The sequence below is a fragment of the Pseudomonas sp. GW822-FHT02E03 genome (genome assembly GCF_058802325.1).
The window spans coordinates 1-25,395 of record NZ_JBXAOA010000037.1 but is presented as its reverse complement, the minus strand read 5'-3'; the positions used below and the strand labels follow the sequence as shown (position 1 = coordinate 25,395).

Annotated in this window: 26 protein-coding genes; 5 read left to right on the top strand and 21 right to left on the bottom strand. The window is 59.0% G+C overall.

Going from position 1 to position 25,395, the window contains the following annotated elements:
• Positions 1-2: 2 nt before the first annotated feature.
• Positions 3-239, bottom strand: coding sequence for a hypothetical protein (locus AC1RQB_RS22050; protein WP_063342689.1), 237 nt, complete (start codon positions 237-239; stop codon positions 3-5).
• Between the two features lie 169 nt (positions 240-408).
• Here AC1RQB_RS22050 and AC1RQB_RS22045 point away from each other — a divergent pair, with 169 nt between their 5' ends.
• Entirely contained in the window at positions 409-873 is a 465-nt protein-coding gene (locus AC1RQB_RS22045) for an outer membrane lipoprotein (RefSeq protein ID WP_008072797.1), read from the top strand.
• 67 nt (positions 874-940) lie between these two features.
• Here the strand turns inward: AC1RQB_RS22045 and AC1RQB_RS22040 are convergent, their stop codons facing one another.
• From AC1RQB_RS22040 to nhaA, 3 genes are all read right to left on the bottom strand, one after another.
• Positions 941-1,195 (bottom strand): colicin E3-like toxin immunity protein, encoded by a 255-nt coding sequence (locus AC1RQB_RS22040; protein ID WP_063342690.1) that lies wholly within the window; start codon positions 1,193-1,195, stop codon positions 941-943.
• 7 nt (positions 1,196-1,202) lie between these two features.
• Positions 1,203-2,426: a colicin E3/pyocin S6 family cytotoxin gene (locus tag AC1RQB_RS22035; RefSeq protein ID WP_063342691.1), complete on the bottom strand. Its 1,224-nt coding sequence runs from the start codon at positions 2,424-2,426 to the stop codon at positions 1,203-1,205.
• A 120-nt stretch (positions 2,427-2,546) separates the two neighbouring features.
• Positions 2,547-3,734 (bottom strand): Na+/H+ antiporter NhaA, encoded by a 1,188-nt coding sequence (nhaA, locus tag AC1RQB_RS22030; protein WP_063342692.1) that lies wholly within the window; start codon positions 3,732-3,734, stop codon positions 2,547-2,549.
• Positions 3,735-3,982: 248 nt separating this feature from the next.
• Here nhaA and AC1RQB_RS22025 point away from each other — a divergent pair, with 248 nt between their 5' ends.
• On the top strand, positions 3,983-5,080 hold the full coding sequence (locus AC1RQB_RS22025) for a PLP-dependent cysteine synthase family protein (protein ID WP_198537238.1): 1,098 nt from the start codon (positions 3,983-3,985) through the stop codon (positions 5,078-5,080).
• A 144-nt stretch (positions 5,081-5,224) separates the two neighbouring features.
• On the opposite strand, the gene AC1RQB_RS22020 is transcribed toward AC1RQB_RS22025, so the two are convergent.
• The 3 genes from AC1RQB_RS22020 to AC1RQB_RS22010 all read right to left on the bottom strand — a co-directional run bounded on the left by AC1RQB_RS22020 (position 5,225) and on the right by AC1RQB_RS22010 (position 8,284).
• Positions 5,225-6,838, bottom strand: coding sequence for an NAD(P)/FAD-dependent oxidoreductase (locus tag AC1RQB_RS22020; protein ID WP_008074604.1), 1,614 nt, complete (start codon positions 6,836-6,838; stop codon positions 5,225-5,227).
• 95 nt (positions 6,839-6,933) lie between these two features.
• On the bottom strand, positions 6,934-7,590 hold the full coding sequence (locus AC1RQB_RS22015) for a COG3650 family protein (protein ID WP_063342694.1): 657 nt from the start codon (positions 7,588-7,590) through the stop codon (positions 6,934-6,936).
• A 94-nt stretch (positions 7,591-7,684) separates the two neighbouring features.
• The gene (locus tag AC1RQB_RS22010) at positions 7,685-8,284 is read right to left on the bottom strand and encodes a short chain dehydrogenase (RefSeq protein WP_007906681.1); all 600 of its coding nucleotides are present in this window, start codon (positions 8,282-8,284) and stop codon (positions 7,685-7,687) included.
• Between the two features lie 105 nt (positions 8,285-8,389).
• Between AC1RQB_RS22010 and AC1RQB_RS22005 the strand changes: the two genes are divergently transcribed.
• Positions 8,390-9,298 (top strand): LysR family transcriptional regulator, encoded by a 909-nt coding sequence (locus AC1RQB_RS22005; protein WP_063342695.1) that lies wholly within the window; start codon positions 8,390-8,392, stop codon positions 9,296-9,298.
• Between the two features lie 145 nt (positions 9,299-9,443).
• On the opposite strand, the gene AC1RQB_RS22000 is transcribed toward AC1RQB_RS22005, so the two are convergent.
• From AC1RQB_RS22000 to AC1RQB_RS21950, 11 genes are all read right to left on the bottom strand, one after another.
• Positions 9,444-9,947, bottom strand: a complete 504-nt coding sequence (locus AC1RQB_RS22000; protein WP_063342696.1) for a DoxX family protein — start codon at positions 9,945-9,947, stop codon at positions 9,444-9,446.
• A complete protein-coding gene (locus AC1RQB_RS21995; protein WP_063342697.1) occupies positions 9,944-10,702 on the bottom strand; it encodes an HvfC/BufC N-terminal domain-containing protein in 759 nt (252 codons plus the stop codon). The genes AC1RQB_RS22000 and AC1RQB_RS21995 overlap by 4 nt, the downstream gene beginning before the upstream one ends.
• A complete protein-coding gene (gene bufB / locus AC1RQB_RS21990) occupies positions 10,699-11,553 on the bottom strand; it encodes an MNIO family bufferin maturase (RefSeq protein ID WP_063342698.1) in 855 nt (284 codons plus the stop codon). The genes AC1RQB_RS21995 and bufB overlap by 4 nt, the downstream gene beginning before the upstream one ends.
• 25 nt (positions 11,554-11,578) lie before the next feature.
• Positions 11,579-11,884 (bottom strand): BufA1 family periplasmic bufferin-type metallophore, encoded by a 306-nt coding sequence (locus AC1RQB_RS21985; protein ID WP_007906660.1) that lies wholly within the window; start codon positions 11,882-11,884, stop codon positions 11,579-11,581.
• 116 nt (positions 11,885-12,000) lie between these two features.
• On the bottom strand, positions 12,001-12,693 hold the full coding sequence (locus AC1RQB_RS21980) for an RES family NAD+ phosphorylase (RefSeq protein WP_063342699.1): 693 nt from the start codon (positions 12,691-12,693) through the stop codon (positions 12,001-12,003).
• Positions 12,687-13,091: an antitoxin Xre-like helix-turn-helix domain-containing protein gene (locus tag AC1RQB_RS21975; protein WP_063342700.1), complete on the bottom strand. Its 405-nt coding sequence runs from the start codon at positions 13,089-13,091 to the stop codon at positions 12,687-12,689. Before AC1RQB_RS21975 ends, AC1RQB_RS21980 begins: the two co-directional genes overlap by 7 nt.
• 174 nt (positions 13,092-13,265) lie before the next feature.
• The gene (locus tag AC1RQB_RS21970) at positions 13,266-13,967 is read right to left on the bottom strand and encodes an ABC transporter ATP-binding protein (RefSeq protein WP_007906649.1); all 702 of its coding nucleotides are present in this window, start codon (positions 13,965-13,967) and stop codon (positions 13,266-13,268) included.
• Entirely contained in the window at positions 13,968-14,735 is a 768-nt protein-coding gene (gene livG / locus AC1RQB_RS21965) for a high-affinity branched-chain amino acid ABC transporter ATP-binding protein LivG (protein ID WP_007906647.1), read from the bottom strand.
• A complete protein-coding gene (locus tag AC1RQB_RS21960; protein ID WP_008074581.1) occupies positions 14,732-15,988 on the bottom strand; it encodes a high-affinity branched-chain amino acid ABC transporter permease LivM in 1,257 nt (418 codons plus the stop codon). Before AC1RQB_RS21960 ends, livG begins: the two co-directional genes overlap by 4 nt.
• A complete protein-coding gene (gene livH, locus AC1RQB_RS21955; RefSeq protein ID WP_008074580.1) occupies positions 15,985-16,908 on the bottom strand; it encodes a high-affinity branched-chain amino acid ABC transporter permease LivH in 924 nt (307 codons plus the stop codon). Before livH ends, AC1RQB_RS21960 begins: the two co-directional genes overlap by 4 nt.
• A 233-nt stretch (positions 16,909-17,141) precedes the next feature.
• Positions 17,142-18,269: a branched-chain amino acid ABC transporter substrate-binding protein gene (locus AC1RQB_RS21950; protein WP_063342701.1), complete on the bottom strand. Its 1,128-nt coding sequence runs from the start codon at positions 18,267-18,269 to the stop codon at positions 17,142-17,144.
• A gap of 351 nt (positions 18,270-18,620) precedes the next feature.
• Between AC1RQB_RS21950 and AC1RQB_RS21945 the strand changes: the two genes are divergently transcribed.
• Positions 18,621-18,926, top strand: coding sequence for a DUF2288 domain-containing protein (locus AC1RQB_RS21945; protein ID WP_007906642.1), 306 nt, complete (start codon positions 18,621-18,623; stop codon positions 18,924-18,926).
• Between the two features lie 281 nt (positions 18,927-19,207).
• Here the strand turns inward: AC1RQB_RS21945 and AC1RQB_RS21940 are convergent, their stop codons facing one another.
• A complete protein-coding gene (locus AC1RQB_RS21940) occupies positions 19,208-21,403 on the bottom strand; it encodes a hypothetical protein (protein WP_063342702.1) in 2,196 nt (731 codons plus the stop codon).
• Positions 21,404-21,600: 197 nt separating this feature from the next.
• On the opposite strand from AC1RQB_RS21940, the gene AC1RQB_RS21935 reads away from it, so the two are divergent.
• Positions 21,601-22,497 (top strand): NAD(P)-dependent oxidoreductase, encoded by an 897-nt coding sequence (locus AC1RQB_RS21935; protein ID WP_081235281.1) that lies wholly within the window; start codon positions 21,601-21,603, stop codon positions 22,495-22,497.
• On the opposite strand, the gene AC1RQB_RS21930 is transcribed toward AC1RQB_RS21935, so the two are convergent.
• Together AC1RQB_RS21930 and AC1RQB_RS21925 are read right to left on the bottom strand one after the other, a co-directional pair.
• On the bottom strand, positions 22,388-24,670 hold the full coding sequence (locus AC1RQB_RS21930) for a putative bifunctional diguanylate cyclase/phosphodiesterase (protein ID WP_063342704.1): 2,283 nt from the start codon (positions 24,668-24,670) through the stop codon (positions 22,388-22,390). The genes AC1RQB_RS21935 and AC1RQB_RS21930 overlap by 110 nt on opposite strands.
• Before the next feature lie 149 nt (positions 24,671-24,819).
• Positions 24,820-25,185, bottom strand: a complete 366-nt coding sequence (locus AC1RQB_RS21925) for a YkgJ family cysteine cluster protein (protein WP_032830590.1) — start codon at positions 25,183-25,185, stop codon at positions 24,820-24,822.
• Between the last annotated feature and the right edge of the window lie 210 nt (positions 25,186-25,395).

The following is a 25,395-nucleotide window of genomic DNA, read 5'->3' as shown; positions in this document are numbered from 1 at the left end:
GCCTACCGATCGGGATACCCTGCCGCAGCCGCCGCCAGCCACTGAGGCAGGTCCCGCCGCTTGATCTTCTGCGCTTGAGCGTTCGCCAGTTGCTGGAGCATGAAGGCTCTTTTCTGTTCGTCTTTACCCGCCAGTGACAACGCCAGATCGCGGTCCATCCAGCGTTTGATCCGCACGTACAGCCACCAATGGAAGTACAAGCCGGCGACGGTCGTGACGACAATGATGAAGTAATCCATGAAAATCCTTGGGTCAGTGGCGCAGATTTTGTAATTTGGCGCTACTGTATGCCGAGTTCGATAAAGCGCCTGTATCGGGCCTGAATGAAACCAATTTTATCCGGGCAATGCCGTGACAGGCGTCAAGCTGCGGAGTTTAATGGATACCTGTCCTATGGAGTTTGATGCTATGCGTAAGTCTGTTCTACTGGTTGCTTCTTTTTCCACGATGGCGATGTTGCTCACTGGCTGCCAATCGAGCCTGACCGGTGACTCCTACTCCCGTGACGAAGCGCGTCGTGTGCAGACGATTCGCATGGGCACTATCGAGGCGCTGCGTCCGGTGAAAATCGAAGGCACCAAAACCCCGATCGGCAGCGTCGCGGGCGCAGCCGTGGGTGGTGTCGGCGGTAGCGCCATTGGCGGCGGTCGCGGCAGCATCGTCGCAGCGGTCATCGGCGCTGTCGCCGGCGGCCTGATAGGCTCGGCCGCCGAAGAAGGCCTGACCCGTACGCAAGGTGTTGAGATCACCGTGCGCGAAGACGATGGCAGCATGCGCGCCTACGTGCAGGAAGTTCAGCCAAACGAAGTGTTCCGCGTGGGTGAGCGGGTGCGGATTGCCACGGTTGATGGCACCAGCCGCGTTGCGCACTAAGCGGAGCGAAGGGTAAAAGAAAACCCCGATCAGGTGCGCTGGTCGGGGTTTTGTGTTTTTGGGGGAATTACCATACTTGCCGATATCGAAATGCAACTTGGTAATCAAAAGCAGCAATATTGATCTTATGCTTGAACAGAGGCTGAAGCTTGGGTACCCACGCCGATAAAACGTCAAATCCACCGTCGTAGATCTCGCTTTCCGCCATCAGGCCTAATGCATCGATTACTGAACCGTCATCACCAAGATCAGCGGAGTATTCTTTGCCGGCTGCTATTTCCGTTTCTTTGTCATACCAGTCCAATCTGACCTTCAGTCCCATCTTGCCCTCACAAATACTTTTTAATGCTGCGGTTTTTTTTAGGCGGGTCTATTTGTTTGCCTGTTAGGTGGTCGAACGAGCCTAGATGACTTCCATCGCTTGCCCGATAAGCTTCCAGCTCTCCATGCAAAGAGTCCCATTCATAAATTGTTCGACCTTTGGCATCAATCCAGCGCTCCCGAAGTCCACCACCCCCTTGTCGTGGGTTTTTCTTCTTTGCTTCTTTCAAGCCCAAGAAACCAGTGATTTCCTCTGTTTCAGGTGCAGAGTGATAGTCGTGATCGGGGTTAGGGACCCGTCTTCCTGCAACACTCACCACAATATAAACCGGCAACACCCCCGAATCCGCCGGAAACACCAGAATGAAATCCTTGTACTCAGGCGGGTACACCGGATTCACGATGATGCTGTCAGCCGCCTTCGTCGGCGGGTAAACCCAGATGTGTGGTGCTTGCGGTGCGGCTTCCAGGGCGGGGATGCCGAGGATGTTTGAACCGTCCTCGGCCGGTGTCCAGATCAGCTCTATACCGTCCCCAAGATCAGCCACCTGCTGACTGCCGCGCAAGGTGAATTGCACGACATCGACCATCTCCCAGTCACGGTTTTTACCGGTGTAGAAACCGTATCCCTTGAGACTGCCGTCAGCCTGTTGCTCGACTCTGAGGCGTACGCGAGTGCGGGCCTGTTTAAGGGCGCGCAGTTGGTCTTCGGTGTAGAGCGAGCTGTCGCCAAGGCTCGACGGTATGACCAGGGCCACCAGGCCTGCCAAGGTAGCCGTGGCGGTGCTGGCGGCGACGGCGGGCAGTGCGGTGAACGCTGAGCCGGCTAGCGCAAAGCTGCCGAAACCCGCCGGAATCGCAGTGCCACTGATTTTCTTGAGCGGCACGACACCGCTTTCATCGGCCTCGCGAGCACCGAGCAGAACCAGTTCACCGTAGTCTTTCAGACTGTCAGTCGGAACAACGCCAGAGGGATTCGTGTAGTCGATGATTGCATCGGGCAGTTTGCAGGACTTGGCGAATACGCAGCCCGCGCGGACAACATTGCCCTTTTTCGCAGCGACCTGAAGGCTGTCTTCGAAGGCCTGCTGCCGGGCGAGCATGGCGTCGTAGGCATTTTGCCTGGCATCGCGCTCGGCCAGTTCGGTGGCCGTCATGTAACGATGGGTGACGTGATGCCCGTCGCCTGACGGTGGGTTTTTCACCCGGGGGATGTCCTTGTGGCCAGCCACTGATTGTCCTTCGCTCGTCCATCGGCAACCCCTGAAAGAGGGGCTGCACGACGTTAACGAACGTGGCTAATCGTGGCTGTAGGACGAATCCTGAATGTCGCTAAGAGTGTTCTCTATCGTTCAGGACTGCAGCGCAGTGCTCTTGCGACTCGCTGCTGCCGTCACCGCATAACCGAGCAATGCCGCAAGTATCGAGCCGGTCAGAATCCCCATCCGATCCATCCCGGCGTATTCACTGGTGCCGGGCACGAAGGCCAGGGAACCGACGAACAGGCTCATGGTGAAACCGATGCCGCAGAGGATCGCCACACCCAGCACCTGGCCCCAGTTGGCGCCTTGGGGCAGGGCGGCGATGCCGATTTTTACCGCCAGCCAGGTCAGGCCGAACACGCCGACGGTCTTGCCCAGCAGCAGGCCGACGGCGATGCCCATCGGCACGTCGTGGGTGAAGCTTTCGGTGGTCACGCCGCTCAGTGACAGGCCGGCGTTGGCGAAGGCAAACAGCGGCAGGATGCCGTAGGCCACCCACGGATGCAGGGCATGTTCCAGGGTCAGCAGCGGCGAAGGCTCGGCGTTTTTCGTACGCAGTGGAATGCAGAAGGCCAGGGTCACACCGGCCAGTGTGGCGTGCACACCGCTCTTGAGTACGCAGACCCAGAGGATCAGCCCGATGATCATGTACGGCCCGAGCTTGACCACGCCGAGTCGGTTCATCCCGATCAACGCCGCGATGCAGGCTGCGGCCAATGCCAGGGACAAGGTCGACAGTGCGCCGGAATAGAAGATCGCAATGATGATGATCGCGCCCAGATCGTCGATGATCGCCAGGGTCATGAGGAACAGTTTCAGCGACACCGGCACGCGTTTGCCCAACAGGGCCAGTACGCCGAGGGCGAAGGCGATGTCGGTGGCGGTCGGAATGGCCCAGCCACTCAGGGCGGACGGGTTGTCGCGGTTAAGGAACCAGTAGATCAGCGCCGGCACCACCATGCCGCCAATCGCCGCCGCGCCGGGCAGGACGATTTGCGACGGTTTCGACAGTTGGCCGTCGAGGACTTCGCGTTTCACTTCCAGGCCGATCAGCAGGAAGAAAAGGGCCATCAGGCCGTCGTTGATCCACAACAGCAGCGGCTTGGCGATTTTCAGCGCGCCGATCTGAGCCACCACGGGGGTGTCCAGCAGCCCGCTATAGAGCCACGACAGTGATGAATTGTTGATGATCAGGGCGAGAGCGGCCGCGGCGATCAATAACAGACCGCTGGCAGCTTCCAACTGAAAGAAACGCGTGAACGTGCTACGCAGAGGCAAGGTCGCTCTCCATCGATGAATTCAAAAGGTGGCACACCCTAACCCGTACCGTTAGTTGTTAAAACAAAAGTTATATTCTTTTTTGTTATATGCCGTTACAACGTGGTCAGTCAGCAAAGGCCTGAGCCTAGCAGTTGCCGGACGTATTGGACCTCAGCTGTATCTGTGCATGATGTAGGTTCTTTCCTAAGCTTGTGGGCTGAGCCTTGCGACAAGGCCAACTCTTTGCCTGATTCAACGAGAAAACCATCATGAGCGACAACCGACAGTGGGCCCGCGAAGCCATCCGGATCATCGAAGCTGACTTCCAGCGCAGCGCCGATACCCACCTGATTCCCTTGCCGCTGCCGGGGTTGCCGGGCATCGAGTTGTACTTCAAGGATGAGTCGAGCCATCCCACCGGGAGCCTGAAACATCGGCTGGCGCGCTCGTTGTTTCTCTACGCCCTGTGTAACGGCTGGCTCAAACCAGGTGCGCCGGTGATCGAAGCCTCCAGCGGTTCGACGGCGATTTCCGAGGCGTACTTCGCCCGGATGCTGGGGTTGCCGTTCATTGCAGTGATGCCCGCAAGCACGTCCAAGGAAAAGATCGCGCAGATCGCTTTCTACGGTGGCAAGAGCCACCTGGTGGACGATCCGACGCAGATCTACGCCGAGTCCGAACGCCTGGCTCGCGAACATGACGGGCACTTCATCGACCAGTTCACCTACGCCGAACGCGCCACCGACTGGCGGGCGAACAACAATATCGCCGAATCGATCTTCCAGCAGATGCGTTTCGAGCAGCACCCGGAACCGAGCTGGCTGATTTCCAGCCCCGGCACCGGCGGCACCACCGCGACGCTCGGCCGTTACGTGCGCTATCGCCAGCACTGCACCCGCGTGCTGTGCGCCGATGCCGAGCGTTCGGTGTTCTTCGATTATTACCAGACTGGCGACGCCAGCCTGCGCCTGGATTGCGGGTCACGGATTGAAGGCATTGGTCGGCCGCGAGTGGAAGCGTCGTTCCTGCCCAAGGTGATCGATGCGATGGTCAAGGTGCCGGACGCGTTGTCGCTGGCGGCCATGCACTATCTGGCGCAGCGTTTGGGTCGGCATGTAGGTGGATCAAGCGGCACCAACCTGATTGGCGCGCTGATGGCGGCGCAACAGATGAAGGCGGCGGGGGAGTCGGGGTCGATCGTGGCGATTCTGTGCGATGGCGGCGAGCGCTATGCCACCACCTATTACGATCAGGCCTGGCTCAAGGCCCAGGGGTATGAGTTGAGTGGTTTGATGGATGCCGTGGCGGCGAGTGTCGAGCGCGGCGAGCCGTTGCCGGCCAGCGTGTTGCGCGCCAATATCTAAATCTTTCAGACACTGAAGACCCTTGTGGGAGCCGGGCTTGCCCGCGATGGCGGATTCAAATTCAACGGATGCGTTGACTGATCCACCGCTATCGCGGGCAAGCCCGGCTCCCACAGGTTATGTGTTGTTTCGGGGATTTGCGTGTCAGGCCTCGAGGCCAAGGATGTCTCGGGCCACCGCTTCGGCAATCCGAATCCCGTCGACACCCGCCGACAGAATCCCGCCCGCATAACCCGCGCCTTCACCCGCCGGGAACAAACCCTTCACGTTCAGGCTTTGCATCGACTCGTTACGGGTAATGCGCAGTGGCGATGACGTGCGCGTCTCGATCCCGGTCAACACGGCGTCGTGCAGCGAGTAGCCACGAATCTGCTTCTCGAACGCCGGCAAGGCTTCGCGAATGGCTTCGATGGCGAACGCCGGCAAAGCCAGGGCCAAATCACCCAAGGCAACGCCCGGCTTGTAGGACGGCTCGACACTGCCCAACTCAGTGGACGGCTTGCCTGCAATGAAGTCGCCGACCAATTGCGCCGGCGCTTCGTAGTTGCTGCCGCCCAACACAAAGGCGTGGGATTCCAGGCGTTCCTGCAACTCGATGCCGGCCAGCGGGCCACCTGGATAATCGACTTCCGGGGTGATCCCTACGACGATCCCGGAGTTGGCGTTGCGCTCGTTACGCGAGTACTGGCTCATGCCGTTGGTGACCACGCGGTTCGGCTCGGAGGTCGCCGCCACTACGGTGCCGCCCGGGCACATGCAGAAGCTGTAGACGGAACGGCCGTTGCTGGCGTGGTGCACCAGTTTGTAGTCCGCAGCGCCGAGTTTCGGGTGCCCGGCGTATTTGCCCAGGCGTGCGCGGTCGATCAGCGATTGCGGGTGCTCGATGCGGAAACCTACCGAAAACGGCTTGGCCTCCATGTACACGCCACGACCGTGGAGCATGCGGAAGGTGTCCCGGGCGCTGTGGCCGAGGGCCAGAATCACGTGTTTGGAATGGATCTGCTCGCCGCCATTGAGCTCGACGCCGACCAGTTGGCCATCTTCGATCAACACATCGGTGACGCGCTGCTGGAAGCGCACTTCGCCGCCCATGGCGCGAATCTGCTCACGCATGTTTTCCACTACACCGGTCAGACGGAACGTACCGATGTGCGGTTTGCTGACGTAGAGGATTTCTTCCGGCGCGCCGGCCTTGACGAACTCGTGCAAGACTTTGCGACCGATGAATTTCGGGTCCTTGATCTGGCTGTAGAGCTTGCCGTCAGAGAACGTACCCGCGCCGCCTTCACCGAACTGCACGTTGGATTCGGGGTTGAGCACGCTTTTGCGCCACAGGCCCCAGGTGTCCTTGGTGCGCTGACGCACTTCGGTGCCACGTTCGAGAATGATCGGCTTGAAGCCCATCTGCGCCAGCAGCAGCCCGGCGAAGATCCCGCAGGGGCCGAACCCGACCACGATCGGGCGCTGGCTCAGGTCGGCCGGCGCCTGGCCGACCACTTTGTAGCTGACATCCGGCGCCACGTTGACGTTACGGTCATCGGCGAATCTGTGCAGCACCGCCGCCTCATCGCGAACGTTGAGGTCAATGGTGTAGATGAAGCACAGTTCGGAGGATTTTTTGCGCGCATCGTAGCTGCGCTTGAACAAGGTGAAATCGAGCAGGTCATCACTGGCGATGCCCAGGCGCTGCACGATGGCAGGGCGCAGGTCTTCTTCGGGATGGTCGATCGGCAGCTTGAGTTCGGTGATTCGTAACATGACGGGATCCGGTTCGCGGGGCGCACAACTGCGCCAAGGCGTTTGAAGCCCGCGATTATAAGCCTCAAAGGATGATTCCCGTGAGGCAAAAACGATCAGTCGTCGCGCGATCCGCCAAAATACCCACAGCCGCGTTGCACCTGGCCGTCGATGCGCAGCTCGGCGCTCATGTGCTGCACACTACCGGTGCTGCTGTCGACGCAACGTTGCGGCGCGACCCAGAGCTCAATGCGCTGGTTATTGGCTTCGGTGCTGAGGTTGAAGCGGCCATCGCCCAGTTGCTCTTCAACGTACGGTAGGGCCAGGGGCGGTTGACCGGCGCGGTCGATGACCATGCCTTTGCCGCTGACTCTGACGTTCCATTCCGGGTCATGGCCGGCGGCGCGCAGGATCAGCTGTTTGAAATTGGGATCGTCGCACGCCGTGCCCGAGCGTTCGACGCGGTACAACTGCTCCAGATCCAACTGGCCGCTGGCGGTGATCCGGCCGCGCACGTCAGCAAACAACTTGCCCTGATCATCGGCCAGGCTTGCGGCTTCTTGCAGGACGCTGGTGCCGCCGGTGTCGTTGACCACCAAACTGCGCTGCTCATTGCATGGCTGGAACAGTAACTTTCCGTCAGCGGCCGTCAATTGGCCCTGCAGGCGGGTCTGACCCACATGGGACGCGCTTTCCCGTGGGCCATCAAGCAACTGGCAGGCGGCGAACAACGGAAGCACGGCAACAAGTACCAAGGAACGGGCAACACGCATCTTTGAGTCTCCTGACAAGTGTCGCCACGTTACTCAGCCTGACCGTTCATCACAACCCTGCGATGTCCTCGCTTTCCTACGGGGCATGTTCGGTTTAGCCGACGCGGTAGGTCTGGCCGGTCTGTAAGCCTTCCACGCTTTTAGCGTAGGCCAGCGCCACTTCGGCGGCGGGAACCGGTTTGAAACCACGGAAGTACGGGGCGTAGCTACCCATGGCTTCGACCAGCACGTTCGGGCTGACCGAGTTGATGCGCAAACCGCGCGGCAGTTCGATTGCCGCGGCACGGACGAAGCTGTCCAGGGCGCCGTTGACCAGCGAGGCCGAGCTACCCGTACGAATCGGATCGTGGCTGAGGATGCCGGTGGTGAAGGTGAATGAGGCACCGTCATTGGCGAATTCCCGGCCGATCAGCAGCAGGTTCACCTGACCCATCAGCTTGTCCCGCAAACCGAGCTCGAAGTCTTGTTCGGTCATGGTCGCCAGCGGCACGAAGTTGACGCTGCCGGCGGCGCAGATCAGCGCATCGAAGTTGCCAGTCTGTTGGAACAATTTGCGGATCGAGGCGCTGTCACTGATGTCGACCTGAAACTCACCGCTCTTGCGGCCGATACGGATGATTTCGTGGCGCTGGGACAGTTCATGGTCAATGGCCGAACCGACGGTGCCAGAGGCGCCAATCAAAAGAATTTTCATCGCGATGTACCTGAATGGGTTGGATTTAAATTTAAGTTTAGAGTGGTTTTTTCCATAGATAAGCGGGCTAATAGGCAACCTTTGGTTTTCAAATGGAAACAATCCATGAGCGAAATGGATGATCTGGCGGCGTTCGCGGTGTTGATCGAGGCGGGCAGTTTCACCCTGGCCGCCCAGCAATTGGGTTGCAGCAAGGGGCAACTCTCCAAGCGCATCAGCCTGCTGGAAACGCGGTTCTCCGTAGTGTTGCTGCAACGCACCACACGCCGCTTGAGCCTGACGGCGGCAGGCGCGGCGCTATTGCCGCAAGCCCAGGCACTGGTGATTCAAGTCGAGCGAGCGCGTCAGGCCTTGGCGCGATTGAAAGACGACATGGCCGGCCCGGTGCGGATGACGGTTCCGGTTTCATTGGGGGAAACCTTCTTTGACGGTGCGCTGCTGGAGTTTTCCCGGCAGTACCCCGAAGTGCAGATCGAACTGGAGCTCAACAATAACTACCGTGACCTGTCCCGGGACGGTTTCGACCTGGCGATCCGCTCGGAAGTGGCCAACGACGAACGCCTGGTCGCCCGCCCGCTGCTGGCCTGGCACGAGATGACTTGCGCGAGCCCTGCGTACCTTGAGCGATTCGGTGAACCACTGACGCCTCAAGCATTGGCCGAACACCGCTGCCTGCTCAACAGCCATTACAGCGGTCGCGAAGAATGGCTCTATCACCAACAGCACGAGTTACTGCGGGTGCGAGTGTCGGGGCCGTTCGCCAGCAACCACTACAACCTCTTGAAGAAGGCCGCGCTGTCGGATGCGGGCATTGCGCGTTTGCCGTCGTACTTGCTGCAAGAGGAATTGGCTGACGGGCGTTTGCGCTGGCTCCTGCGCGATTATCAGACTCGCAGCATGCCGATGTACCTGGTGCACCCGTATCAAGGCGGTTTGCCGAAGCGCACCCAAGTGCTGGCGGATTATCTGATCGGTTGGTTCAAGCGCAGTGGCGAGGCGTTGGACAGGCTTTAAGGTCGCGATAGGGCACTGAAATCTGATTCATCACGCAATCCCCTGTGGGAGCGGGCTTGCTCGCGAAAGCGGTGTATCAGTCAACATCTCTGTTGAATGTGAAACCGCCTTCGCGAGCAAGCCCGCTCCCACAAGGGGGGGATCTTCATCGTCTGGAGATTTGAGGTCTGGCATACCGCTTGGCAATCAGATGATCAATCGACAACTTGCCCGGCCCGGTCGCCATCAAGTACAGCAACACCGCAGCCCAGGTGCCGTGGGTCGGATAGGCATCGGGGTACACGAACAGCTGAATGGTCAGCGTCATACCCAACAGCGCCAACGCCGAAAAACGGGTGGCGAAGCCGATCAGGATCAGCATCGGAAAGAAATGCTCGGCGAAAGCCGCCAGGTGCGCCGCCAGTTCCGGGGAGAGCAATGGCAGGTGATATTCGCTCTGGAACAACGGGATGGTCGAGTCCGCCAGCCTTGGTACGCCGAGTTGAAACGTGCCGTCGATCAAGTCGATGGCCAGGCCTTCCACCTTGGTTTGTCCGGACTTCCAGAACACCGCGGCAATCGAAAAACGCGCGATAAAGGCGATCAGGCTGTGGGGGATTTTTTCCAGCCACTTGATGGCGCGGGCGATGGGGTTGTGATGGAGGTTCATGGCGATACCTTCTGGTGTAAATGGGTGATGACGTTGTGGCTGATCAGCAGCGCCAGGGTTTGGCTGAGGTCGAAGTCGGGCGCTGTTTCCAGCGCTTGGGCCAGAGGCTGGCCGTTTCGCAGGTTCTGAATGAAGATGCTGGCGCCGTGGTCGATGGCGAAAACCTCAACTTCCAGACCATTGCGCAACACCAGCGCGTTTTGTCCGTGGCCGAGGTCGATCCCGGCCATCGTCGCGTCCTGTTGATGCGCCGCCCAGATCGCAACCACGGCAAAAGCTGAAGTCAGCAGATTCAGGGAGGGATGAAACCCGACCGTCAGCTCGCTCAGTGCCTGCGGGTCCGACAGCGCGGCGGCAATCTGTTCATGGCGCAAGGGCTGAGCGTCGGCGGCGTGATAGGCCTGAACGCGCAACCGCTCCAGCCGCGCCGTATCGGCCAGATAAGGCACGCTGGCTGCCGGTTCAAAGCTGTCGATGAACTCGGCGAAGTCCTTGCCGTAATCGTTGATGAGTGGGCCTCGAGGCGGGCAATGCTGCACATACAGCCCCGCCATCGCCCGAAAGAACTCATCGCCCACCAATTGCGCAACCACTGGGTAACTGTCGGCCAAGGCGTTGATCAGCGAGCTCTGCATATTGTTGCGATACACCGCGAAACGGTTGGCGGGATCGGCGCCATTGGCACAGAACAAGCCGTCGGGGCAGGGCTGTTGCGGATCGAGCAGGGCGGCGGCAAACGCGGCTTGAGTGTTCATGATCGGTTCCCCGCGCAACGCAGCAACTCATCGGCCTGACGGGCTTCGGCGTGCAGCACGCTGAAGGCCGGTAATTGGTTGTCGCGCTCGATCAACGTGGCGATCGGGCCGACCCGCTCCAGCACCCGCGAGTACAGCGCCCACACCGCGTTATCGATGGGCGCACCGTGATCGTCGATCAGCAGACGGTCGCCGAGGCTGTCCGTATCTTCGGCAAACCCGGCCAGATGAATCTCTCCCACTGCGTGCAGCGGCAGCGCGTCGATGTAGGCCAGCGGATCCCTTTGGTGATTGATGCAGGAGACGTAGACGTTGTTGACGTCCAGCAGCAGCCCGCAGCCGGTGCGGCGAATGACCTCACTGATGAAGTCGGCCTCATCGATTGTCGAGCGCTGGAACGCCAGATACGTCGCCGGGTTCTCCAGCAGCATCGGACGTTTGAGGATGCTCTGCACCTGATCGATATGCTCACAGACGCGGTTCAGCGTCGGTGCATCGTAGGCCAGGGGCAGCAGGTCATTGAGAAACACCGGGCCATGACTGGACCAGGCCAGGTGTTCGGAAAAGGACTGGGGTTGATAGCGTTCGATCAGCGCGGCAAGCCTTTGCAGGTGCTGAAGATCCAGCGGACCTTCGGCACCAATAGACAAGCCAACGCCGTGTAGCGATAGCGGATACTTCTCGCCAATCAACCCCAGAAAATGATGAAACGGGCCGCCGGCCACCATGTAGTTTTCGGCGTGGACTTCGAAGAAACCGATGTCCGGTTGTGCACCGAGCACTTCACGAAAGTGCTCGGCCTTGAGCCCCAGCCCGGAGCGGGGCGGGAGCCCTGAAGATGAATGGTTCATGGTCGATGCTCAGGCTGGGTGCGGATTACGACTTGGCTTTGTACGCTTCCAACTGGCCGAAACCGGTTGGCGAGGTTTTGCTCATCGTGGTGACGCAGGTGCCCTTAGGGACGAGTTTCCAGGCATTGGCCTGATGGTCGGTTTTTGCCGTACCGGCGCAAGTAGTACCAGCGCCTGCGGCGCAATCATTCTTGCCTTTCATGGCCACGCCGAAGCATTTTTCCATGTTGTCGTCAGCGGCATGGGCGGTGGAGACAGCGGCGATGCTCAAGGCAGAACCGAGGGCCAGAACCAGGGCGGTGGCGGACAGGGTGCGGGTGGTAGCAGTCATGATGTTTCTCCGAAGTTGAGCTTGGGTTGGCAAGCGTTTGTGCTTGCTTACTGCTCTAGAGAAACGACAGCGCGATGCGTTACAGGCCACCCAAAAATTTTTTGCCGATAAGGTCGTCAGGCAATGCTGATTTTACTGACGCTGGTGATCTGACCGTTCCAGATCATCTCGTAGTGGGCTGTTTGAGTGATTGATGAGAGGGGGCTGGGGGTCATCAGTGCCCAGCAGTAGCTCCCCTGCATGCGCACGGAGTTGTACCGCAGACCAGGGACCCCAGCATTCTTGATGGCCTTTCCCAAGCGATGGGAGTGCGTGTAATCGACGGGATCGTAGACAGGATCGTCCATTGGAATGGATACGGCATCCCTCATGGCTTCGTCAACGAAAGTGCAGGATAACCCCCGGAAAACAAACCTCTCGTAATTGAGCCCCTGGACTTTCGACCAATACTGATTCTGATGATGCTGCACCTCAGCCAGTGCGGTTTCCATCGAGGCAGCCAGGTACAACACTCCGAAACTGCCATCGCTGAAACGCGAACCCGCTGGGTTGATGTGGGTGAAAGGAGCGATTGCGTAAGAGCACCCAGGGATGCCGAAGGGAATCTGCGCACGCGGTATCAGCTCAAGCCGGCCGACTTCATTTTGCAGCCTCGGATTGGTGAGGGCCTGGATCTGATACAGCACATCAAATTCGTCCGCGTTTGCCACGTCGTCAAACAGTGCAATGGGCGGAAATTTTGAATTGATCAACCGGTAGGCCTGCAACTGCTCACCGGCCAATACAGCCAGCTGGCTCAGCGTTACCATTGTGCGCCTCGCAGCATGTCGATCCGCCGAAACGTCTCGTACAGGGAAATCATATCCCCTTGGGACATGATTTCGAGCGGGCTACGCCCGTTGAAGAACTCGTTCTCGTTCGCCATCGCCGCAAAACCATAGACGTTTTCAGGGTTGTCGAAGACAAGGCGCAGGGTGGCATGGATGTTGAGAATAAAACTGATGCGCTGCATCTGGTCTGAATCCAGGCTGACGGACCAATCGGGATCGCGCTGCTTTGCCCGGGAGTACGTACTGCGGGAAATGCGCAGGATGCGACAGGCCTGATCGCTCGACGCTTGCCACTTTTCGAGTATGCCTACAGCCGCTCGCAAACCAGTCACGCACTGGTCTTTGCTGAAGGCTTGTGCCTGGGAGGTTGCTGTCATGGCGATCACTTTGGTTTGGTCTATAGATACAAATATATGAAAAATGTCTCTATGGATCAAGTTGGTTCGTGTTGTGAGTACACAGCTCCTACGGGGGATCTTCATTGTTGTGGGGTTTGTGGCAGGCATAAAAAAACGGCCTGCGAAGGCCGTTTTTTTGTTTACCGCAATCGCTTAACCACCGAGGTACGCTTCGCGCACTTTCGGGTCGGTCAACAGCGCTTCGCCAGTCCCTGTCATCACCACCCGGCCGTTTTCCAGCACGTAGGCTCGGTCAGCGATTTTCAACGCCTGGTTGGCGTTTTGCTCCACCAGGAACACCGTCACACCGTCCTTGCGCAGTTGTTCGATGATGTCGAAGATCTGCTGGATGATGATCGGTGCCAGGCCCAGCGATGGCTCGTCGAGCAGCAACAGCTTGGGCTTGCTCATCAGCGCACGGCCGATGGCGAGCATTTGCTGTTCGCCGCCAGACATGGTGCCGCCACGTTGGGCGAAACGTTCTTTCAGGCGTGGGAAAAGTCCGAGAACCTTGTCCATCTGTTCCTGATAGTCGCCCTTGTCGGTGAAGAATCCGCCCATGGCGAGGTTCTCTTCCACGGTCAGACGGGCAAACACCCGACGACCTTCCGGGACCACGGCGATGCTTTTACGCATGATGTGCGACGAGTCCTGGCCGACGAGCTCTTCACCCATGTAGCGGATGCTGCCGCTGTGGGCTTGCGGCGAACCGCAGAGGGTCATCAGCAGGGTCGACTTGCCGGCACCGTTGGCGCCGATCAGCGTCACGATCTCGCCCTGGCGGACTTCGACGTTGACGCTGTGCAGCGCCTGGATCTTGCCGTAGAAGGTGGAAACGTTTTCGAACTGCAGCATTTACGCTTCCCCCAGGTAGGCTTTGATCACTTCAGGATTGTCGCGGATCTGTTCCGGCGTACCGTCGGCCAGAGGCGTGCCCTGGTTGATCACGAAGATGTGGTCGGAAATGCTCATGACCAGTTTCATGTCGTGTTCGATCAGCAGCACGGTCACATCATGCTCTTCACGCAGGATGCCGATCAGTGCCTTGAGGTCTTCGGTTTCCCGCGGGTTGAGACCGGCAGCCGGTTCGTCGAGCATGAGGATCCGCGGGCGGGTCATCATGCAGCGAGCGATTTCCAGGCGACGTTGCTGACCGTAGGCCAGGGTGCCGGCCGGACGGTTGGCGAACTCCTTGAGGTTGACCTTTTCCAGCCAGTACTCGGCGTATTCCATGGCCTCGCGTTCGCTTCTGCGGAACGCGGGGGTCTTGAACAGACCGGCCAGGAAATTGGTGTTCAGGTGACGATGTTGTGCGATCAAGAGGTTCTCGACCGCTGTCATGTCCTTGAACAGCCGCACGTTCTGGAAGGTGCGCACCACGCCTTTGAGGGCGATCTTGTGGCCCGGCAACCCTTGGATCTGTTCGCCGTCCAGCACGATGCTGCCGGCGGTGGGCTGGTAGAAACCGGTCAGGCAGTTGAACACGGTGGTCTTGCCGGCGCCGTTGGGGCCGATCATCGATACCACTTGTTTCTCTTTGACGGTCAGGGCCACGCTGTTGACCGCCAACAGGCCGCCGAAGCGCATGCTCAGGTCAGTGACTTTCAGGATCTCACGGCTCATTTGCGCAGCTCCATGTGGGGGCGTTGCATCGGCAGCAGACCTTGTGGACGCCAGATCATCATCAGCACCATCAAGGCGCCGAACATCAACATGCGGTATTCACTGAACTCACGCATCATTTCCGGCAACAGGATCATCACCGTGGCGGCGAGTACGACGCCCAGTTGCGAGCCCATGCCGCCCAGCACCACGATGGCGAGGATGGTCGCCGATTCGATGAAGGTGAAGGACTCCGGTGTCACCAGGCCTTGGCGCGCGGCGAAGAAGCTACCGGCGAAACCGGCGAAGCAGGCACCGAGGGTGAAGGCCGACAGCTTGATGACCGTAGGATTGAGACCCAGTGCACGGCAGGCAATTTCGTCTTCACGCAGCGCTTCCCAGGCACGGCCCAGGGGCATGCGCAGCAAGCGGTTGATGACGAACAGCGCGAACAACGACAACAACACCGCGATCAGGTAAAGGAAGATCACCTTGTTGATCGAGTTGTATTCCAGGCCGAAGTACTCGTGGAAGGTCTGCAGACCTTCTGCGGCAGTTCTATCAAAGCTCAGCCCGAAAAGCGTGGGCTTGGGAATGTTGCTGATGCCGTTCGGGCCGCCGGTGAGGTCGGTCAGGTTACGCAGGAACAGACGGATGATTTCACCGAAACCCAGGGTCACGATTGCCAGGTAGTCGCCGCGCAAACGCAGTACCGGGAAGCCGAGCAGGAAGCCAAACGTGGCCGCCATCATCCCGGCGATCGGCAGGCAGATCCAGAAGCTCAGGCCGTAGTAGTGCGACAGCAGCGCGTAGCTGTAGGCGCCCACGGCATAGAAGCCGACGTAACCGAGGTCGAGCAGGCCAGCCAGGCCGACCACGATGTTCAAGCCCAGGCCGAGCATCACGTAGATCAGCACCAGGGTGGCGATGTCCACCGCCCCGCGGGAGCCGAAGAACGGCCAGACCAGCGCGCCGATGATCAACGCGATGATGATCCAGCGTTGAGTCGTCGGCAGGGTCAGGAAGTTAGTGGCCTTGGCCGGCATCACCGGCAGGTTGGGCGAAGCTTTCCAGGCCGAACTGATCTGCTGGTCGAACAGCACCCGCAGGAACATCAGCACCGAGCACACGGCGATGGTGATCAGCGTTGCAGTGCTGGTGCCATGGACTTCGAGGTTGATGCCGACAATGGTCAGTTTCAGACCGAGTACCGGGTAGGCAACCGCCCACACCAGCAAGGCGCTGAACAACGCCTGTTTAAGATTCCTAGTCATACTTTCTCAACCTCCGGACGGCCCAACAGGCCGGTTGGCCGGAACAACAACACCAGAACCAATAAGCCGAACGCCACGACGTCCTTGTACTGGTCGCCGAAGATATCGGCACCAAAGGCTTCCGCCACCCCAAGCACCAGCCCGCCGAGCATCGCGCCGGGGATGCTGCCGATACCGCCCAATACTGCTGCGGTGAAGGCTTTGAGGCCGACCAGGAAACCGGCGTTCGGATTGATCACGCCATATTGCATGCTCAGCAACACAGCCGCGATGGCCGCCAGTGCCGCACCGATGACGAAGGTCAGGGCGATGATGTTGTTGGTGTTGATACCCAAGAGGTTGGCCATCTTGATGTCTTCGGCACAGGCGCGGCAGGCGCGACCCAGGCGAGAACGGGAGATGAACAGCGTCAGGCCGAGCATGGCGACCAGGGTCACCACGAACACCACGATTTGCATGTAGGAAATCAGCACTTCATGTGCGCCACCTGGCCCGATGGCGAAGTTGCCAGGGATCAGGTTGGAGATGGATTTGTCCTTGGAGTCTTGCGCCAGCAGAACCGTGTTCTGCAGGAAGATCGACATGCCGATGGCAGAGATCAGCGGGATCAGACGGTTGCTGCCGCGCAGGGGGCGGTAGGCGATCCGTTCGATGCTGTAACCGTAGGCACTGGTAACGACGATGGTCGCGAGGAAAGCCGCGGTCATCAAGAGAGGGACACTGTCGAGTCCCAGCATGGCCAGCCCGGCGATGGCGATGAACGCCACGTAAGAGCCGATCATGTACACCTCGCCGTGGGCGAAGTTGATCATTCCAATGATGCCGTAAACCATCGTATAGCCGATGGCGATCAGGGCATACGTGCTGCCAATGGTCAGACCATTAACCAGCTGTTGGAAGAAGTGATAGATGTCAGGCATTACAGCGCTCCTAAAAACCTGATACGCATTTCACTGGTGGAGTCATTTTCCCGCTCGAGCCCCGTGGATCTGCATCCACTTCGAATTCGAGGTTTGCCAGCGAACCGCTGATGACGGTTTTGAGATTTTCAGGTGGGGAGACTGGCGGATCACGCCAGCGCGGCCCAATACGTTCGTAAAACAAAGCCCACGGCACGCCGTGGGCTTTATTGGCAGTCAGTCAGGCCAAGGCCTTACTGAGGCGAAACTTCAGTTTTAGGTTTGCCGAAATGCCACTGGTAAACCACGAATTTGAAGTCCTTCAGGTCGCCCTTTTCGTCGAAAGACAGGTCGCCGGTCGGGGTTTTGAACGTGCCTTTGTGGATAGCTTCAGCCACTTTGGTGGTGTCTTCGCTCTTCGCGGCCTTGATGCCTTCGACGATGACTTGCACGGCAGAGTAAGACGGGAACACGAACGGACCGCTCGGGTCTTCTTTCTTGGCTTTGAACGCGTCAGCCAGGGCGATGTTGGCCGGATCCTGGTCGAAGGATTTCGGCAGGGTCACCAGCAGGCCTTCGGAAGCTTCCTTGGCGATCTGCGAAATGGAGTCGTTACCCACGCCTTCCGGCCCCATGAACTTGGCTTTCAGGCCTTTTTCCTGGGATTGACGCAGGAGCAGACCCAGCTCCGGGTGGTAGCCGCCGTAGTAGACGAAGTCGACGTTGGCTTGCTTGAGCTTGGAGACCATCGAAGAGAAGTCTTTGTCGCCAGCGTTGATGCCTTCGAACACGGCAACCTTGACGCCTTTCTTCTCGAGGGTGGTTTTAACGGCGCTGGCGATGCCTTCACCGTATTGCTGTTTGTCGTGCAGCACAGCAACGATTTTCGGTTTGACGTGATCGGCAATGTAGTTACCGGCGGCAGGGCCCTGGGCGCTGTCCAGACCGATGGTGCGGAAGATCATCTTGTAGCCGCGAGTGGTGATGTCCGGGCTGGTGGCAGCCGGAGTGATCATGATCACGCCTTCGTCTTCGTAGATGTCGGACGCCGGTTGAGTGGAGCTGGAGCACAGGTGACCCACCACGAACTTGACGCCGTCGTTGACGACTTTGTTCGCAACAGCAACCGCTTGTTTTGGATCGCAGGCGTCATCGTATTCAACGGCTTCGAGCTTCTTGCCGTCGACGCCGCCCTTGGCGTTGATTTGTTCGATGGCCATTTTCGAGCCACTGAACTGCATGTCGCCGTATTGGGCTACAGGGCCGGTTTTAGGGCCGGCGATGCCGATCTTGATGGTGTCAGCGGCGAACGAATGGCTGGCAACCCCGGCCAGAACCATAGCGGCAAACAGTTTTGAAATCTGCTTAGTAGCCTTAGTCATAGTGCTCCACTCTTACTGTTGTAGTTTTTATAGTCCTGGCGCCGTAGCAGCAGAACCGGGTCAGATATCGTTGATATCCTCCGGAAAATGCCCCCGGCAACTGTACCGGTACAGTGTAGAGCGCCGATTGTTAGCCTGGGAAGGCAGCTCCGGGGGGCAAAACCTGAGGGTGTCGCTTTATTGAAAGAAAAAGACAGAATCACGGCGGGATGTTAGCTGGCTAATACTTGGATTCAGCAGCATTCCCTGGCTTTCCTGCATTTCTCGATCGGTAACGCAATTGCATCCGGGTTTTTCTGGCGCAGTACCGACGTTATCATTCACGTCGTTTTTCATTGCGGACAGAAACCCATGACTCAAGAACCTAGCACCCTCTATGCCAAGCTGCTTGGTGAGACCGCATCTATTACCTGGAAAGAGTTGGAGCCGTTCTTTGCCAGGGGTGCCCTATTGTGGGTCGATCCAGGCCTGGATTTGATCGCTGCGGCAGAAGCGGTGGCAACCGATGAAGGCGAGAAAGTCGCTGCCTGGCTGGCCGCCGACAAGGTCGCCAAGCTGTCTGAAACGCGGGCGCTGGATCTTTTCGAGCGCGATCCCGAGCTGTGGGCCGTGGTGGTTTCACCGTGGATTCTGATCCAGGAAAGGGCGACGAGCTGAACGCTTGCACTTAATTGGTGCGCAGCTTTGCCGTTCAAAAGTGTGTAGCCGAGTAGCGTGATGGCATGTTGCCGTAGAGAAAGGCCACAGAAGGGTCTTGGCGAGGGTGACGTAAACGTAACGGGAACAGTTTATTGAGCAGCCGATTGGCTGCTTAATTGTGATCGTTCCCACGCTCCGCGTGGGAAAGCAGCCCGGGACGCTCTGCGTCCCAAAGCGGACGCAGAGCGTCCATTGAGGCATTCCCACGCAGAGCGTGGGAACGATCGACAGTAGGTGAGTTAAGCAGTCTTGCCGGTATGGTTATTCAAAGAAATAACCTTGGTCTTGCCAATCCGGTGACGGTAAATCTCGCGCAGATACTTGATCGCCTTCTTCACGCAATCCCGGGACAAACGAATGTCATTGATCGAGACAAACTTGTCCTTGTCGTTGATCAGCTCGCGGTACTTTTTCTCGTACATCGGTTTGATCGCGTACCAGTTGGTATCGAGGATTTTCGCCGGGTTTTCGAATTCGTTGAGCAGTTCATCGATCCGGTTTTCGTCGAAGTCTTCATTGATGATGAAGTCCAGGATCGAGTTGTCCAGCGTCTCGTCGAAGCGGTAGGGGTTTTTCGCGAAGCAGCGCTTGATGAAGGCCACGATCAGGGTCAAAAAGTCGTCCGACAGGCACGGGCTCTTGGCGATGAGGGTGGTCAGCGACAAGTTGGCCGAGGCGCCGATGACCAGCGCATAACGCTTGAGCGTGGTGTTGGGGAACAGGCTGTTGAGGTGGGTCTTCAGCCTGTTCAGGTCCATGTAGGACAGCTTGTAGTCCTTGGGCAAGGACACAATCGACACCACCGACGAGCAGTTCTTGAAGAAGTGCAGGTCGTGCAACGCGGCCGCGTCATAGCCCGAGTTCTTGTACTGCTCAAGCGAGGCGCGATAGCGCTTGGACTCGATCGGCAACAGGCTGATGCCTTCGATTGCCTGCGTGACCTTGTTGAAGTGCGGCAGGTCGATGGAACGGAAGAACAGGTCGTCGATGTTCAGGCGCTGCGGCTCTTTTTCGAACACCTTGAACTTGTCGCTGCTCGGCGGCGGGGTTTCCGGTACGACGGACTCGGCGTAGGCAATCGCCACGGGGCCGGCCAGGCTCATGAACAGGTCGTTGGCGTCCAGGCGAATGGTTTCGCCGATGTCGATGCCGGCACGACGGAAATAGTTCTGGTCGTAATCGGTGGTTACCGCCTGCGCTGTCAGAATGTTGAAGATCTGCTGTGAGATGTACTGGTTGGCGTGCTTTTCCATGGCATTGACATCAATGTTCTGGATGTTGCCGTCATCGCTTTCTTCGGCGTAACGCATGATGTCGTTGGAGATCAGCATCATCGCGTTCCATGGGCGGATACGGCCCATGACGCTGGCTTCGCTGCTGTCTTCGTTGGCGAAGTTGTAGGAGAAGTCCCACTCTTCAGACAGGTATTTGCACAGCAGACGACCGGCGTTGATGTGCAGTGCCTCGGACATTTCGCTGCGGTGATCGGAAATGTTCGGCAGTACGCAAATGCCGCTGGTGAAGATCGGTTCGAAGACGAAGGAATGACCGCTCTTGCTGTCGTGCTCGTCCATCGGCTTGGTGTCGAACGTCTTGTTCATGTACGAGTGTTGCTGGGCCAGGCCGAACTCCGAGGCCATGCCCGAACCGGTACCGCCGCCGGCACTGAAGATCGAGAAATACAGGCGCGACTGGTTGGCCTTGATGCCGCAGCTGTCGATCAGGTACGAGTGAATCATCTTCCAGTCAGGGCTGGAGAAGCGCTGGGTGTCCTTGTTCAGGATGATCTTGGCCAGGTATTGGCCGAGGATCGGCGCGTTACCGGCGCCACCGGCGTGGACTTCCGACAAGTCCATGATTTTCATTTTGCTGTAGTCGCGCAAAAAGCCGCTTTTTTCGCCCTTGCGCGAGAAACGGATGCGACCGGCGATGTCTTTGTCCAGGTCGCCGAGCATCACCAGCGGCTCGACCAGAAACACCGGTTTGCTGGCCTTGTTCGTCCCCAGGCGCAGGTTGTTGCGGATCCACTGCGCCGGGCTGTAGCCCTTTTCGGCGTAGCGTTTGTCCGGCGACAGACGGTCTTCGTTGTTGAATTCGTTGAGGTAGAACTTGCGGGCGTTGTACACCAGTTCCGCGACGTCTAGCGCGATGTTCGAACCACAACGGCCCAGGCCGATCAGGCACACCGAAGGGAATTCCTGATCGCTGTGCTGTTCGTTGTCGCCTTCCAGATGGGGCGGGCGCGGGAACACCATGTCGCGCAGGCCGTCGAGGTTGTCGAGGATGCGGTCGGTATTGGTTTCGGTGAAGTACAGGTATTGCTGAGTCGCCAGCGGACGCGACGGGGTCAATGGCTTCGACGATGAGGGGCTGTTCGCCGCGGGGCTCAGGGTCAGGTCGGATACCGCGGTGGCCGGATTGTTTTTAGAAGTCATTGTGCGCCATATACCTGGACTGGTCGGCTCGGCGACAAGTGTCATCGAGTCATCACGGAATGAGGTCTCGCGTCTTTTTGCAGCGCGAATATGACCCAAGCGTCAGGGTCTTGGCCTGTGCATCGCTCGGGGGAATCCTTTCCTTAATCATGATGAATCGGCCAATATTCGATGATCTTTAATCAAAGGGAGGCTAAATGATGGCAACGTTGCCAGCGCTGGGGTTTGCCGGAATCGGTTTGATGGGCTTGCCAATGTGCCGACGCCTGTTGGCGGCGGGTTTTCCGCTGACGGTGTGGAACCGTAACCCTGACAAGTGCGCAGCGCTGGTCGAGGCCGGCGCGCGGCAAGTGGCGACACCGGCCGAACTGTGCCGACACGCGGACCTGGTGATGTTGTGCTTGGCCGACACAGCTGTTGTACGTGAGGTGGTGTTTGGCGCGGCAGGCGTTGCCGAGGGGGCGAAAAGCGGCCAGCTACTGGTGGATTTTTCCAGCCTGGAGCCCACCGCGACGCGGGAAATGGCGAATGCCTTGGCCAGTAAAACCGGTATGAGTTGGCTCGATGCGCCGGTCTCCGGCGGAGTGGTCGGCGCCGAGGCCGGCAGCCTGGCGATCATGGTCGGCGGCGAGGCGGCAGACCTTGAGCGCGTGCGACCGGTGTTGTTGACCCTTGGCCAGCGCGTGACCCATATGGGCGCCGTCGGTGCGGGGCAGGTGACCAAGGCCTGCAATCAGATGATCGTGGCGTGCAATGCCTTGGTGATTGCCGAAGTGGTGGCCTTGGCCGAGCGTTCCGGAGTCGACGCCCGCTTGATCGGCGAGGCGCTCGCCGGTGGCTTCGCCGATTCAAAACCGCTGCAGATTCTTGCGCCGCAAATGGCCGACAGCCGTTTCGAACCGGTGAAGTGGCACGTACGCACGCTGCTCAAGGATCTGGACACCGCCGTGAAATTTTCCCGCGAACAGGGTTCGGCCACACCGATCAGCGGATTGGCCGCACAACTGATGCGCCTCCATGGGGGCCAGGGCTTCCTGGAAAAGGATCCGTCGACGCTAGTGCAGTTATACCGCGAGCCAGACTCAAAGGATTGACGGTGTGCATGTGCTTGTGCTGATTGATGTCCGCCAGTACTGGACGCAACTCGGCCAGCGGCACCGGGCGGCTGAGCAGGTAGCCCTGAACGAAATCGCAGCCGTGGCGTTCGAGAAAGTCGTATTGCTCGAAGGTTTCGACGCCTTCGGTGACGACCTGCAAATGCAGGGTATGGGCCATGACGATAATGGCCTGGACGATTTCCATGTCCTGGGTGGCCTTGGGGATGTCCTGAATGAACGAGCGGTCGATCTTCAACGTGTTTAACGGCAGGCGCCTGAGGTAGGCCAGGGATGAATAGCCGGTGCCGAAGTCATCGATCGACAACGAGACCCCGAGGGCACGAATCTGCCGCAGCAACACCAGGGTGTTGCTGATATTGCCCATCAACGCATTCTCGGTGACTTCCAGTTCCAGCCGGTGTGGTGCCACCCCGAAGGCGTGCAGGGCGTGTTCGATTTCATTGGCCAGTTCTTCTCGCGTCAGGTTCAGGGGCGAGCAATTCACCGCGATTTTGAGTTCTTCGCAATCGTGCCGGGACAGCTCGCCCAAGTCCTCGCAGGCCTTGCGCAGCACCCAGTTGTCCAGCTCGGCGATCAGGCCGTTGGCTTCGGCAATGGCGATGAACCGATCCGGCGTGAGCAATCCGTGAACCGGATGTTGCCAGCGAATCAGCGCTTCAAGTTTGGTGACCTGGCCGATTCTCAGGTCATAAATCGGTTGGTAATACAGCATCAACCCGGTGTTTTCGCGCAGGGCGTGGCGCAGTTCCTCTTCGAGTTGCAACTCCAGGGTGGCTCGGGTTTTCAGGTTTGAACTGAAAAAATGCAGGGCGTTACGACCGCAATCCTTGGACTGGTACAGCGCCAGGTCAGCGTTTTTCAGCAGTTCGTCACAGGTCTTGCCGTCTTCCGGAAACAGGCTGATGCCGATGCTGGTGGTCATGACCATGCGCCGTCCGGACAACTCGATGGGTTCCTTCATTTTCAGCATGATGCGCTGGGCCATTTGCCGCGCTTCTTCACGGTCATACAGGGTGATGAGGATGCAGAACTCGTCGCCTCCGAAGCGCGCCACCACGTCTTCATGACTGCGCACCGAGGCCTTGATGTGGCTGGCCAGGACTTTGAGCAATTCGTCACCGGCGTCATGGCCGAGGCTGTCATTGATCCGCTTGAAATGGTCGATGTCGAGGAACATCACCGCCAGCATGCCGCCTTCATTGGTTTTCTCGATGAGTTTCTCGGCGAAGATCTGGTTGAAGCCTCGTCGGTTGATCAGGCTGGTCAAGGGGTCGTAATGCGCCACCTGTTGCAGCGACATGCGTGCCTGATCCAGTTGGCTGAGCAGGGCGTTGACCCGTTGCAGGTCATGCTCTTTGTGTTGCAGCTTCTTGTCCACCCATGCAGCGCTGATGCCGCTGCCGATGATCAGCAGCGTCATTACCGCTACCGTCAGCCCCAGTTGCAGGTGATTGTTGTCGCTGGGCAGGGGCTCAAGGCTGCCAACGGGCAGCACCAGGCTGAACGCCGCCATACCGGTGAAATGCATGCTCACGATGCCGGCTCCGAGCACCAGGCTGGCGGTGTATTTGAGCAATTGATGAAACACGCCGACACCATCGCGCAGGTGACTGGAAATCAGCAGGGCGGCCAGGCTGGCACCGATGGCGATCACAATGGAAAGCCCGAACAGGACGGGTTGGTAGTAGGCCATCGCATTCGACCGCAGGGTGGCCATGCCCACGTAATGCATGGTTGCGATGCCCAGGCCGATCCACACCGCGGCTCGCAGGTATTGCCAGAAATTCAGCTGAGGATGGCTGAGGGTGTGCATGGCCAACCACGAGGCGGTCAGGGCGAATAACAGCGAGAGCAGGGTAGTGGGCAGGTGGTAATGGATTTCGATCGGCGCCTGGAACGCCAGCATGCTGATGAAGTGCATGGCCCAGATACCGCCCGCCAGGCACCCGGCACCGACCCAGCGCCAGAGTCGTTGGGAGGCGGATTTTTCCACATGGCCGACCCGCTCGGTCATGTCCAGCGTGGCGAAGCCGGCCGCACAGGCCACCAGATAGGCCAGCAACACCAGAAAAGGGTTATGGGTGCAATCGAGTATGACCTGCCCGCTCTCTGGCAGCCCGGTCATGAAATGCAAACCAAGCCACTCCATTAGCATGCCCCATCTCTGAATCATCCTGGCCCGCACCATGCGCGCTGGCGAATGCTTGCAGTATAGAGGCCTTGCACAGAGCGCAAGAGGTGATGGCACGGTGACGCCAATGATTTTGGTATTAGCGTGATAGCGATTGGTGCTAAGTCTCAAGCGCTCCGTTCATAAGGCATTTCGAACTCCGGTTGCAGGGCTGGCAACCCGAACGCGGCCCGGGCCGCGTCGCAATCCACGTTCACCTCACCAGTGGCCCACGAGGCGTCGAACTCCCGGCAGGTGCTGGAGCGCTGATCGTAAATCGAGCACTGCACGGTGCTGCCCACCTCACCTACCAGCCCGACGCAGCGGGTCGGTTTGCAGTCTGTGCCGAGCATGGCCACCCGGCTGGGACTGATGGGCGCGACCAGTTCATCGGGCACCGTCCCCCCTGCCGAGATGCATTCACCCCAGAAAAAAGACACGCGAAAATGAGAACAGCAGGCACCGCAATTCAGACACGGACTGGCTTCGGACATGGGCGATAGTCAAAGAGGGATGGGGGACACGGTGGGCAGACAAGGCCGCTATTCTAGGCTTTGCCTTGGGCTTGGGAAGGGGGGCACAGAGGTATTTTTCAATGTTCGGTCGGGTCATGGAAAACACCGCAATTCCCCTGTGGGAGCGGGGGGGGGGGGGGGGGGGGGGGGGGGGGGGGGGGGGGGGGGGGGGGGGGGGGGGGGGGGGGG